The organism is Catenuloplanes japonicus (genome assembly GCF_000717135.1).
Classification (GTDB): Bacteria; Actinomycetota; Actinomycetes; order Mycobacteriales; family Micromonosporaceae; genus Catenuloplanes; species Catenuloplanes japonicus.
In genome coordinates this window covers 151320-163614 of the sequence record NZ_JNXY01000022.1, presented here as the reverse complement: position 1 = coordinate 163614, position 12295 = coordinate 151320, and the positions used below count along the sequence as shown (strand labels likewise).

The 12295-nt window shown below is 71.3% G+C and carries 10 protein-coding genes; 5 read left to right on the top strand and 5 right to left on the bottom strand.

Annotation, left to right across the window (positions count from 1 at the left end; all coding sequences use genetic code 11):
- From OP04_RS28510 to OP04_RS28500, 3 genes are all read left to right on the top strand, one after another.
- Positions 1–517 (top strand): sensor histidine kinase (locus OP04_RS28510; protein ID WP_033342969.1); only part of this gene is annotated, 517 nt, incomplete at its 5' end.
- Positions 493–1167 (top strand): response regulator, encoded by a 675-nt coding sequence (locus OP04_RS28505; protein ID WP_085066832.1) that lies wholly within the window; start codon positions 493–495, stop codon positions 1165–1167. The genes OP04_RS28510 and OP04_RS28505, both read left to right, overlap by 25 nt.
- A gap of 21 nt (positions 1168–1188) precedes the next feature.
- Positions 1189–1959: a helix-turn-helix transcriptional regulator gene (locus OP04_RS28500; RefSeq protein ID WP_033342927.1), complete on the top strand. Its 771-nt coding sequence runs from the start codon at positions 1189–1191 to the stop codon at positions 1957–1959.
- An 89-nt stretch (positions 1960–2048) separates the two neighbouring features.
- Here OP04_RS28500 and dnaE read toward each other — a convergent pair whose 3' ends face one another.
- Together dnaE and OP04_RS53660 are read right to left on the bottom strand one after the other, a co-directional pair.
- The gene (dnaE, locus tag OP04_RS28495; RefSeq protein ID WP_033342926.1) at positions 2049–5576 is read right to left on the bottom strand and encodes a DNA polymerase III subunit alpha; all 3528 of its coding nucleotides are present in this window, start codon (positions 5574–5576) and stop codon (positions 2049–2051) included.
- Positions 5577–5748: 172 nt separating this feature from the next.
- Entirely contained in the window at positions 5749–6069 is a 321-nt protein-coding gene (locus OP04_RS53660) for a hypothetical protein (protein WP_157240459.1), read from the bottom strand.
- Between the two features lie 233 nt (positions 6070–6302).
- Between OP04_RS53660 and OP04_RS28490 the strand changes: the two genes are divergently transcribed.
- Complete coding sequence (locus OP04_RS28490; protein ID WP_033342925.1) at positions 6303–7148, top strand: helix-turn-helix domain-containing protein; 846 nt, start codon at positions 6303–6305, stop codon at positions 7146–7148.
- A 34-nt stretch (positions 7149–7182) separates the two neighbouring features.
- Entirely contained in the window at positions 7183–7380 is a 198-nt protein-coding gene (locus OP04_RS28485; protein ID WP_033342967.1) for a DUF397 domain-containing protein, read from the top strand.
- 227 nt (positions 7381–7607) lie between these two features.
- On the opposite strand, the gene OP04_RS28480 is transcribed toward OP04_RS28485, so the two are convergent.
- From OP04_RS28480 to OP04_RS28470, 3 genes are all read right to left on the bottom strand, one after another.
- On the bottom strand, positions 7608–8426 hold the full coding sequence (locus tag OP04_RS28480; RefSeq protein ID WP_033342924.1) for a helix-turn-helix domain-containing protein: 819 nt from the start codon (positions 8424–8426) through the stop codon (positions 7608–7610).
- 193 nt (positions 8427–8619) lie between these two features.
- Positions 8620–9837, bottom strand: coding sequence for a bifunctional glycosyltransferase family 2/GtrA family protein (locus OP04_RS28475; RefSeq protein ID WP_051799239.1), 1218 nt, complete (start codon positions 9835–9837; stop codon positions 8620–8622).
- Positions 9838–9843: 6 nt separating this feature from the next.
- On the bottom strand, positions 9844–12075 hold the full coding sequence (locus OP04_RS28470; protein WP_408606788.1) for an ArnT family glycosyltransferase: 2232 nt from the start codon (positions 12073–12075) through the stop codon (positions 9844–9846).
- Positions 12076–12295 lie beyond the last annotated feature (220 nt).

Genomic DNA, 12295 nt, shown 5'->3' with positions numbered 1-12295 from the left:
GGCGGAGGTGGCGAAGGCGGCGGGGGTGATCCGGGCCAGTGCGCATCAGGCGTTGCAGGACCTGCGCGAGGTGATCGGCGTGCTGCGCGAGCCGGCCCGCGAGGGAGATCCGGAGCGCCCGCAGCCGACGCTGGCGGACCTGACCACGCTGGTCGAGGAGTCGCGCGCGGCCGGTGCCCGGGTCGCGCTGTCGCTGCCGGCCGACGGCGGGACACCGCCGGACGTGGTCGGGCGCACCGCGTACCGCCTGGTGCAGGAGGGTTTGACCAACGCGCGCAAGCACGCGCCGGGCGCGCGGGTGACGGTCGACGTCACCGGCGCGCCGGGCGAGGGCCTGTCGATCACGGTCCGCAACCCGGGCCCGGTCGAGCCCGGCGCGTCCGTCATCCCCGGCACCGGCACCGGGCTGATCGGCCTCGCGGAACGTGCCACACTGGCCGGTGGACGACTTGATCACCGTCGCGAGCCGGGCGGCGGCTTCACCCTGGAGGCATGGCTGCCGTGGCCGACGACCTGAACCCGCCGGTACGCGTGCTGATCGTGGACGACGATGCGCTGGTCCGGACCGGTTTGTCGATGATCCTCGGCGCGGCCCCGGAGATCACCGTGGTCGGCGAGGCCGCGGACGGCGCCGAGGTCGCGGCCGCGATCGAGACCCACCGGCCGGACGTGGTGCTGATGGACATCCGGATGCCGAAGGTGGACGGCCTGGCCGCCACCGAGGCGGTCCGCGCCCGGCCGGACGCGCCCGAGGTGATCGTGCTGACCACGTTCGACCTGGACGAGTACGTGCTGCGTGCGCTCCGCGCCGGCGCCAGCGGCTTCCTGCTGAAGGACACGCCGCCGACCGAGATCATCCACGCGGTCCGGCGGGTCGCGTCCGGTGAGGCCACGCTCTCGCCCACGGTCACCCGCCAGCTGATCGCGCACGTCGCCGCGCCGGAGCCGGTGCGCAACCGGCCGCAGGAGCTGCTGGAGCGGCTCAGCGAGCGCGAGCGCGAGGTGGCGGTCGCGGTCGGCCAGGGCAAGTCCAACGCGGAGATCGCCACCGAGCTGTTCATGAGCGTGGCCACGGTCAAGGCGCACGTGTCCCGCCTGCTCACCAAGCTCGACCTGAACAACCGCGTGCAGATCGCGATCCTGGTGCACGACGCGGGCCTTGTCTGATTTTTGGTAATTTCATCCGGTATGGGCAGACCGGAGAAGACGATCACCACCGGGGTACGGGAGCTGGCCGCGCTGGCCGAGCACCTGCGCCGGCTCCGGGCCGTGTCCGGTAAGACCTACCCCGAGCTGGAGCGCGCCGGCGGCTACTCCGCGTCCGTGTTCAGCCGCGCCGCCTCCGGGGACGCGCTGCCGACCTGGCAGGTGGCGCTCGCCTACGGCACCGCCTGCGGCGCGGACGAGCCCGCGCTGCGCGTCGTCTGGGAACAGGCCCGGGACGCGCTCGACCGGCAGCGCTCGTCCGCGGGCGCGGACGACGCGCCGGCCGGCCCGACCGACTTCAACCTGCGACTGCGCGAACTGATCCGCGGGCGCGGCACCCAGCGCGCGGTGGCCGCACGCGCGAACTACTCACCCAGCACGGTCAGCGCCGCACTCAACGCGACCCGCGTCCCGTCCCCGGAATTCGTCGACCGCATCCTCGCCGGCCTGGATCTGCCGGTCGACGAGCACGCCCGCTGGCAGGAGTGGCGTGCCGCGCTCACGCTCCCGGACCCGCCGTCGTTCGCCGCCGCGCGGGCCACCGACGATCAAGATCTTGAAGATCAAGGCCGCGGGGGTACGGCCGGGGCCGTGCCGAGCGGGGCCGGGCACGGCGAAGGGGCTGCGTCCGAGGCGCCGTTCCGCCCGTCCGCCCTCGCCGTCCTCGGCCCGATCGTCCTCGCCGCGCTGCTCCTCGCCGTCATCTTCACGCTCCTCCCGGTCGCCGTCGACTGGTGGATCTCCACCTGTTGATCGGTTTTCGGGTGAAGCGCGACCACCCACGGCACCGGTGCCCGCGGGAGCAACGCTGCCGGACCACCGCGAAGTGGGAAAATGAAGCTCTATCCGACGGCCGCAGGCCCGAGGACGCTCTTCAGATCACCCATCAGCGCGGTCGTCGGCGCGACGCGGGTGCCGAGACGGAGGACCGTGGTGCGGCCGCCGTTCACCAGCTTGACGTGGATCTCGTTGTCGCCGGGGTGCAGCATCAGCACCTCCTTGAGCCGCTCGACCAGCGGCGGCGTGCAGCGCGTGATCGGCATGGTCAGGATGACCGGCTTCGAGTCCGGGTTGTGGGTGACGTCCGGCATCATCATGTCCATCGCCATGATGCGCGGGGTGTCGTCGCGGCGGTCGATGCGGCCCTTGACGACCACGATCGCGTCCTCCGCGATGTACTGGCCGACCAGCTCGTAGGTGTTCGGGAAGAACAGCGCCTCGACGCCGCCGGCCAGGCCTTCCAGCGTGGCGGACGCCCAGGCCTTGCCCTGCTTGGTGACGCGGCGCTGGACGCCGGAGAGGATGCCGGCCAGCGTGACGACCGCGCCGTCCGGGACCGTGCCCTCCTCGGCGAGCGCGGCGATGCTGGTGTCCGCGTGCTGGGAGAGCACGTGCTCCAGGCCGAAGAGCGGGTGGTCGGAGACGTAGAGGCCGAGCATCTCCCGTTCGAACGCCAGCTTGTCGCGCTTGTCCCACTCGGAGTCCGGGATCGTCGGCATGGCCACGGTGGCGGACGGCGCGGCGTCGCCGAACCCGGCGCCGAACAGGTCGAACTGGCCGACGGCCTCGTTCTTCTTGACGCCGGAGTACGCGTCGATGGCCTCGGCGTGCACCGCGAGCAGGCCCTTGCGGGTGTGGCCCATCGAGTCGAACGCGCCGGCCTTGATCAGCGATTCGATCGTCTTCTTGTTGCAGGCGACCGCGTCGACCTTGGAGAGGAAGTCGTAGAAGTCGGTGTACTTGCCCTTGTCGTCGCGGCAGCGGCGGATCGCCTCCACCACGTTCGCGCCGACGTTGCGGACCGCGGCCAGACCGAAGCGGATGTCCTTGCCGATAGGCGTGAACGGGCCGGCGGACTCGTTGACGTCCGGCGGGAGCACGCTGATGCCCATCCGGCGGCACTCCGCGAGGTAGAGCGCCATCTTGTCCTTGTCGTCACCGACGGACGTGAGCAGCCCGGCCATGTACTCCGCGGGGTAGTTCGCCTTCAGGTAGCCGGTCCAGTAGGAGACCAGGCCGTACCCCGCGGTGTGGGCCTTGTTGAACGCGTAGTCCGCGAACGGGACCAGCACGTCCCAGATCGCCTTGATCGCCTCGTCGGAGTAACCGTTGCCCCGCATGCCGTCGCGGAACGGCACGAACTCCTTCTCCAGGACCTCTTTCTTCTTCTTGCCCATCGCGCGTCGCAGCAGGTCGGCCTGGCCGAGCGAGTAGCCGGCCAGCTTCTGCGCGGCGCGCTGCACCTGCTCCTGGTAGACGATCAGCCCGTGCGTCGGGCCGAGGATCTCCTTGAGCGGCTCCTCCAGCTCCGGGTGGATCGGGATGATGTCCTGCAGGCCGTTCTTGCGGAGCGCGTAGTTCGTGTGCGAGTCCGCACCCATCGGGCCGGGCCGGTAGAGCGCCAGCACCGCGGAGATGTCCTCGAAGTTGTCCGGCTTCATCAGGCGCAGCAGCGAGCGCATCGGGCCGCCGTCGAGCTGGAAGACGCCCAGCGTGTCGCCGCGGGCCAGCAGCTCGTACGTCGGGACGTCGGTCAGCTCCAGCGCGAGCAGGTCCAGCTTGAGGCCGTGGTTGATCTCGATGTTCTTGACCGCGTCATCGATGATCGTCAGGTTGCGCAGGCCCAGGAAGTCCATCTTCAGCAGGCCGAGCGTCTCGCAGGTCGGGTAGTCGAACTGCGTGATGATCGAGCCGTCCGCGTCGCGGCGCATGAGCGGGATGTGGTCGATGATCGGCTCGGCGGACATGATGACGCCGGCGGCGTGCACGCCGGTCTGCCGGATCAGGCCCTCGATGCCGCGCGCGGTGTCGATGACCTTCTTGACGTCCATCTCCGACTCGTACATCGACCGGAGCTCGTTGGCCTCGGAGTACCGCGGGTGGTTCGAGTCGAAGATGCCGGAGAGCGGGATGTCCTTGCCCATCACGGCCGGCGGCATGGCCTTGGTGATCCGGTCGCCGACCGCGTACGGGTATCCCAATACGCGGGCGGAGTCCTTGATCGCGGCCTTCGCCTTGATCGTGCCGAACGTGGCGATCTGGGCGACCCGGTCCTCGCCCCACCGGTCCGTCACGTAGCGGATGACCTCGGCGCGCCGGCGCTCGTCGAAGTCGATGTCGACGTCGGGCATCGAGACGCGGTCCGGGTTCAGGAACCGCTCGAAGATCAGGCCGTGCGGCAGCGGGTCGAGGTCGGTGATGCCCATCGCGTACGCCACCAGCGAGCCGGCCGCGGAGCCACGCCCCGGTCCGACCGCGATGCCGTTGCGCTTCGACCACTGGATGAAGTCGGCGACCACGAGGAAGTAGGACGGGAAGCCCATCTGGATGATGATCCCGAGCTCGTACTCCGCCTGCGTGACGTGCGTGTCCGGGATGCCGCCCGGGAACCGCCGCTTGAGCCCCTCGAACGCCTCGTGCCGGAACCAGGACTCCTCCGTGTGCCCCTCCGGCACCGGGAAACGCGGCATCAGGTTCTTGAACGTGAACATGCCGGTGGTGTCGACCTTCTCGGCCACCAGCAGCGTGTTCCGGCAGCCTTCCTGCCAGGCGTCGGAGGAGTCGATCGCCCGCATCTGGTCCGCGGACTTCACGAAGTAGCCGTTGCCGTCGAACCGGAACCGGTTCGGGTCGTCCACGTTCGCGCCGGTCTGCACGCAGAGCAGCACGTCGTGCGCGGCGGCCTGCTCCTCGTAGGTGTAGTGCGAGTCGTTGGTGACCACCGGCTTGATGTTCAGCTTCCGGCTGATCTCCAGCAGGCCCTCGCGGACCCGGCTCTCGATGGAGAGGCCGTGATCCATGATCTCCAGGAAGTAGTTGTCCTTGCCGAAGATGTCCTGATATTGCCCGGCGACCTTGAGCGCCTCCTCGGGCTGGCCCAGCCGCAGGCGGGTCTGCACCGCGCCGGACGGGCACCCGGTGGTCGCCATGATCCCCTTGGCGTGCTGGGAGATCAGCTCCATGTCCATCCGCGGCCACTTCACGTAGTGGCCCTCGAACGAGGCGAGCGAGTTCAGCCGGAAGAGGTTCTTCAGGCCCTCGGCGGACTGCGCCCACATGGTCATGTGCGTGATCGCGCCGTTACCGGAGACGTCGTCCGACTTCTGCTCCGGCCGGCCCCACTTCACGCGCGCCTTGTGGAAGCGGGACTCCGGCGCGACGTACGCCTCGACGCCGATGATCGGCGTGATGTCCGCGGCCTTGGCCTGCTTGTAGAAGTCGTAGGCGCCGTGCATGTTGCCGTGGTCGCTGATCGCCACCGCCGGCATCTCGAGCCGCTTCGCCTCCTTGAAGAGGTCTTTCAACCGCGCCGCACCATCGAGCATCGAATATTCCGTGTGCACGTGGAGGTGCACGAACGAATCGCCCACGGCAGGCTCACCCCGATTCGATCACGACTGCGGCGGAGCACCCACCCTAGCCCCGCCGCTCGCCGTCCGTGCCGTCCCCTCGCCCCGGTGTGGCGCGTCCGACGCGCCTCCCGTGCAGGTCATGCCATGGTCGCCCGCGGCACCCCGGCAAAGGTCTCGACACGATCAAAATTCACCACCCATCGGGGGTACGCGGTGAGCGCTCGACCACGCAGCGCACAGGGTGCACCCTGCGGCGTTGTCGTCCGCGCGCGACCGCGGGAACGTCCGGCGCGGGGCCCGGCTCGCGCTGTGCACGGGCCAGCAGCGCGAGGCGGTCGATCCGCGGATCGCGGTAGGTCCGCCCGAGCCCGTGCCGTGTCCGCGCGACGGACCAGCCGCAGCGCCGGGCGAGCTCGTCGTCCCGGGCGAAGAGGAGATCGCCGGCAATCCGGCAGAGGTCGTGGAATGTGACGTGGAGCCGACTGGTGCTCCCACTGAAACGGTGGGACACGGTAACCATCCTTGAGGCGCGCTGAGCCCGGGATCGGTCGTTCGCCGGACCTCGGCCCGGTGTATCTACTGGTGTCGTGCCGGAGGCACTATCCTCACCGTGTCGCCCGCGGGGAACGACACCCTTATCCTTCGTTCAATTATCGTGACACATGCCTCTGGCAATTGCCAGAATGCATGACGCGCTCCGCGGTTCATTCACGACCGTGCACGCGCGCGGACGAGGGGGAGCGGGTGGCGGGGGACAGCGGCAGCCCGACGGTTCGCCGGCGCCAGCTCGGCGGCCTGCTCCGCCGCCGTCGCGAGGCGCTCGGCCTCAGCGCGCAGGAAGTGGCCGAACGGCTGCTCGTCTCGCCTGCCAAGATCAGTCGTTTGGAGACTGGGCAGCGTGCGCCCCAGCAGCGCGACATCCGGGACCTGTGTGACCTGTACGGGATCTCGGACCCGGCCGAGCGGGACGCGCTCATGAGCCTCGTCGCCGAGGCCCGCAAGCTCGGCTGGTGGCAGGAGATGGACCTGCCCACCTCGGCCTACGTGGACCTGGAGGGTGCCGCCACACAACTCGGAAACTGGGAGACGGCCCTGGTGCCGGGCTTGCTGCAGACCCCGGCGTACGCGGAGTGGGCGCTGCTCTCCTGGGACCGGCGACTCACGCCGGACCAGGTCGAGCAGGCGGCGCGGGCGCGACGGCGGCGCCAGGAGCGGCTGACGGGCGACGACCCGCTGACGGTCCGGGCGATCCTCGACGAGTCGGTGCTGCGCCGGATGAACGGGTCCGGCATCGCCCGGGGGCAGCTGGAGCACCTGCTGGCGCTGTCGGAGCTGCCGACGGTGTCGATCCAGATCCTGCCCTACGAGGTGGGGCTGCACGAGGCGGTGAACAGCCCCTTCGCGCTGCTCGACCTCGATGTCACCGCGGGCGGCGTCGTATTCGTGGAAGGGCTGGTCGGCTATCTCTATCTGGAGAAGCCCGAGCAGCTGGCGCGATATCGCGAGGTCTTCCAATGGTTGCGGAACGCCGCACTGAGCCCGGCCGATACCACCGTCTTCATAAGCGATTACGTGCAAAAACTACGATAAATCAGGCTTAAGCTTTTCATTTATGGAGACGACGATGTCTGCAGCAGAAGACCGGCCCGAGTGGCGCACCGCGAGCCGGAGCGGCGGCGGCAACTGCGTGGAGGTGGCACGCGTGGCCGGCGGCATGGGAGTGCGTGACTCGAAGGACCGCGGCGGGCCGGTGCTCCACTACACGGGCGCGGCCTGGGCCGCCTTCACGCGCGGCGCCCGGAGCGGCGACTTCACGCGCTAGCCGCCCGGCACACCCGGCCCTCTGGTGATCCAGGCGTCCCTCAGGTCGTTCTTGACGACGTGGACGACGCCTGGATCATGGCCGTGGCGCGACGCAGCAGCGTCCTGCCCGGCACCCGCTGGTGATCGGGGCGCCCCTCAGGGACGCCCCGATCTTCGATGGCCCGGCGGACGGCCGTGGGCAACCCACCGGGCTGCCACGCCGCGCACGGCACCGGACCCCGCGCGTTACCGGAAGTCGGCCAGGTCCGGGCCGGTCGCCGCGAGTGCCCGCAACGACGCGAACCGGTTCAGGTAGTCCGCGATCTCCGCGGGGTCGCCGCTGACCCGGTCCGCGTCCGCCTGCTCCAGGTAGAGCAGGTCGCCCGCGCCCGATGCGGCCTCCAGCAGCAGGAACGGCCCGGTCCCCGCGTGCGCGCCGGCCGGCACCACCTGGATCGTCACGTGCGGCCGGTCGCGGACCTCGATCAGCCGCTGGATCTGGCCGCGCAGGACCGCGTCGCCGGGGTCGCCGGGGTCGCCGCGCCGCAGTGCCGCCTCGTCGATCAGGAAGTGCGCCCGGGGCGCGTGCGGGCCGTCCAGCAGCCCCTGCCGGGCGATCCGGCCGGCGATCCGTCGCGCGATCGCGGCGTCGTCGTCCGTGGTCGTCCGGTGCCGCCGGCAGGCCAGCGCCGCGTACTCCGGCGTCTGCAGCAGGCCAGGGATCAGCGTCAGCTCGAAGCTCCGGAGCACCCGTGCGGTCTGCTCCGCGTGGATGAGCGTGCGGACGCCGGCGCTCCGGGCGCCGTCCAGCCGCGCGTTGACCACCGAGCCCACCGCGTCGGTCATCCCGTGCGCGTGGGAGCCGTCGGCGCCGTACCGTGCGAGCAGTTCACGCACCTTCTTCGGCGGTACGCCGCCGAGCCCGGCCTCCAGCGACCAGAGCGCGCCCGGAGTGACTCCTATCGATGCCGCGGCCTCTTCTGCCTCCAATCCGACCTGTCGTCGCAGTTTTCGCAGCTCACCGATGCCCTCGCGCTGCGCGGTCGGGTCCGAGTTCTCCGCCATCTCGAATCCTCCTGCCGTGCTGCCTCCACGGGAGGCGCAACGACCGTCGCGGATCTCGACGCTGTGTCGTCCACGACGGCCTCATCACCGATTGTGGACCATGGGCTGACCGGGCGCGAGAGAGTCGTTTTCGGACCCGGACGGCCGCGAGGGGCGCCCCGCATCACGGGACGCCCCTCGGTTACCGCCGGGGTCAGGCGCGGCGGAAGACCCAGACGCGGAGCATGACGAAGCGCAGCAGCGTGGCCGTCGCGTTCGCCACGATCAGCACGGCCAGCTCGATCAGGCGGTGCGGCGTGTCCGTGACGACGTGCAGCAGCGCCAGCGAGCCGCTGGTCAGGCCCAGCCCGAGACCGAAGATGACCAGGCCCTGGAGGTGGTGGCGGGCCGCGCCGTCCGTGCCCTGCACGCCGAACGTGATGCGCCGGTTCGCGGCCGTGTTGCCGACCGCGGTGATCAGCAGCGCCAGCAGGTTGGCGAGCTGTGCGCCGACGCCGAGCCGGAGCCCCGCGTAGATCGCCAGGTAGGCCAGCGTGCTGACCACACCGATCGCGCCGAACTTGAGCAGTTGCCCGGTCATCCCCGGCGGCACGCCGTCGACCGGCGCGAGCGGGGCCCGGCCGAGCTGCGCGCGCAGCTCGGTGATCGGCAGGCGACCGGTGCCGAGCGCGCGGCCGAGGCGCGCGATGCCCCGGAGGTCCGCGACCGCGGTCCGCACGATGTCGACACGGCTGTCCGGATCGTCGATCCAGTCCACCGGCACCTCGTGGATGCGCAGCCCGGCCCGCTCGGCCAGCACCAGCAGCTCCGTGTCGAAGAACCAGCCGGAGTCCTCGACCAGTGGCAGCAGCCGGTTCGCCACGTCCTTGCGGATCGCCTTGAACCCGCACTGCGCGTCGGAGAACCGTGCCTGCAGCGTGCCGCGCAGGATCAGGTTGTAGCCGCGCGAGATGAACTCCCGCTTGGCGCCCCGGATCACCCGCGAGCTGCGCGACAGCCGGGACCCGATCGCCAGGTCGCTGTGCCCGGAGAAGAGCGGCGCGACCAGCGGCAGCAGTGCGGCGAGGTCGGTGGAGAGGTCCACGTCCATGTACGCCAGCACCGGCGCCCGGGACGCGGACCACACCTCCTTCAGGGCGTGCCCGCGGCCCTTGCGCGGCAGGTGCGTGACGGACACGCCGGCCAGGTCCGCGGCGAGCCGGCGTCCGACCTCGAGCGTCCCGTCCGTGCTGGCGTTGTCCGCGATGGTGATCTGGAAGGGGTACGGGAACGTCTCGCTGAGGTGCGCGTGCAGCCGCCGCACGCACGGCTCCAGGTCACGCTCCTCGTTGAAGACCGGGATGACCACGTCGAGCGCGGCCGTGGCAGGTGTCGTGCCGGGCGTGTCGGTTACTCCTGCGGTGATCGACATGGCGGATCAGCTCCCCTGCGTCGCCGGCGCGGTCAGGTCGTAGATGGTGGTGTCGTCCACGGTCTGCGAGGCGAAGTTGGCCTGGACCCAGGTCGCGATCTCGGCGCTGACCTGGCTGCTGCCGTCCCGGCCACCACCGCCGAAGCCGCCGTCGCCGATGAAGTAGTGGATCTTCCCCTGCTCGACGTACTCCTGGAACTGTGCGAGCGACGGCGACGGGTCGGTGCCGTTGAAGCCGCCGATCGCCATCACCGGGTCGCCGGTGGCCAGCTGGTAGCCGGACGCGCGGTTGGAGCCGACCGCGGCCGCGATCCAGGTGTAGCCGTCCGCGTCCTTCTCCAGCAGCGCGACCATCTCGGCGCTCGGCTCGGAGCCGCTGAGCAGCCCGCCCATGCCGCCGCCGTTCATGCCCCGTCCGCCGCCACCGTTCGGCCTCTGCTGACCCTGGCCCTGTTGCCCTTGGCCTCCGCCGGGAAGAGCGCCGCCCGGGAAGCCCTGGCCGTTGCCCTGACCGTCGCCCTGACCGCCGCCGGGGAAACCGCCGCCCGGGAAGGTGCCGCCGGGAAAGCCGCCCTGCCCGTTACGTCCGCCTCCGGGACCGCCCCGGCCACCGCCGCCACCAGGCCCGAAGCCGCCCGCCGTGGCCGGACCGGCCGACGGGATCGAGCCGACGTGCGGCGTACCCGCGGTGTTGATCGCGTAGGCGGCCGGTGCGGCCAGCGTCACCGCGGCCGCGACCACGCCCACCGGGATCGCGAACCGTGCACCCAGCCGGCTCGTGCCCAGCAGCGCCACCGCCGCGACGATGCCGCCGATCAGCACGGTCCAGCGCAGCCACGGGAGCCAGTCCGCGCTGCGTCCGAGCAGCGCCCAGGCCCAGACCGCGGTACCGGAGACGACCAGGGCCAGCAGCGCCGCCGCCCACGGTGCGCGCCGCCGTTCCCAGAGCAGCTGCGCGCCCATGCCGACCGTCGCGCCGATCGCCGGGGCCAGCGCCACCGTGTAGTAGGCGTGGAAGATGCCCTGCATGAAGCTGAACGTCAACGTGGTGACCAGGAGCCAACCACCCCAGATCACGAACGCCGCACGGGTACGGTCCGTGCGCGGCCGCCGTGCCGTGAGCACCAGGCCGACGACCAGCAGCGCGAGCGCGGCCGGCAGCAGCCAGGCGATCTGACCGCCCTGCGACGAGTCGAACATCCGCAGGACGCCGGTCTCGCCCCACATCGTGCCGCCGCCCCCGCCGCCCGGACCGCCCCCGCCACCGGGAGCCGTGCCACCGGCCGGACCGCCCATGCCACCACCGCCGACGCTGCCGGTCTCGTTGCCGTTGAGCCGGCCGAGCCCGTTGTAGCCGAGCGTGAGCTCCAGGATGCTGTTGTTCTGCGAGCCGCCGATGTAGGGCCGCGAGCCCTCCGGCCACAGCTCGACCGCGAGGATCCACCAGCCGGCCGAGACGATCATGGCGCCGGCCGCGGCCAGGAGCTGCAGGAACCGCTTGCCGAGCCGCGGCGGGCCGGCGATCAGGTAGACCAGGCCGAGCGCGGGCAGGATCAGCAGCACCTGGAGCATCTTGGCCAGGTATCCGAAGCCCATGAAGACGCCGCAGATCAGCAGCCACGTGGTCGCGCCGCGCTCCAGCGCCCGGACCATCGCCCAGCAGGCCGCGACCATCAGCAGCACCAGCAGCGCGTCCGGGTTGTTGAAGCGGAACATCAGCGCGGCGACCGGCGTGGTGGCCAGCACCGCACCGGCCAGCAGGCCCGCGGCCGGCGAGAACCAGCGGCGGACCGTGGCGTAGAGCAGCGCGACCGAGCCGACGCCCATCAGCGCCTGCGGGACCAGCATGCTCCACGAGTTCATGCCGAAGATCCGGGCCGCGATCTCCATCGGCCAGAGCGAGGCCGGCGTCTTGTCGACCGTGATGAAGTTCGCCGCGTCGGAGGAGCCGAAGAAGAACGCCTTCCAGCTCTCGGAGCCGGCCTGCACCGCGGCCGCGTAGAACGAGTTCGCCCAGCCGGACTCGCCGAGCCCCCAGATGTAGAGCACACCGGTCGCGACCAGCAGCGCGTAGAGCGCGGGCCGCGCCCACACCGGGTCGTCCTCGGGCCCGCGGAGGATCCGCTGCCAGCGCGTCCGCGTCGGCGCGGCCGCCACGGGAACGTCCGCTCCGGCCGGCGCGTCGGCCTCGGAGGACGCAGCGGCCTCGGCCGGCGCGGCGGCAACCTCGGAAGGCACGGTGGTTCCGGAAGGCACGGTGCTCCCGGAAGGCACGGTGCTCCCGGAAGGCGCGGCCGTCTCGGAGAGCGGGGCGGGTGAGGCCGGTGCCGGGGCCGGAGCGGTCGGCGGTGCGGCCTCTCCCGCCGGAGCGGCGGACGGCGATGCCGTCTCCGGCTCCGGATCGGCCGGCGACCCGGCCGGGGCCGGTGTGCCCGCCGGGGGTGGCGTGGGCAACGTC

Coding starts and splice junctions, on each gene's coding strand:
- OP04_RS28505 (WP_085066832.1), top strand. CDS start 493: ATGGCTGCCGTGGCCGACGACCTGAACCCGCCGGTACGCGTGCTGATC.
- OP04_RS28500 (WP_033342927.1), top strand. CDS start 1,189: ATGGGCAGACCGGAGAAGACGATCACCACCGGGGTACGGGAGCTGGCC.
- OP04_RS28485 (WP_033342967.1), top strand. CDS start 7,183: ATGTCTGCAGCAGAAGACCGGCCCGAGTGGCGCACCGCGAGCCGGAGC.
- OP04_RS28480 (WP_033342924.1), bottom strand. CDS start 8,426: ATGGCGGAGAACTCGGACCCGACCGCGCAGCGCGAGGGCATCGGTGAG.
- OP04_RS28475 (WP_051799239.1), bottom strand. CDS start 9,837: ATGTCGATCACCGCAGGAGTAACCGACACGCCCGGCACGACACCTGCC.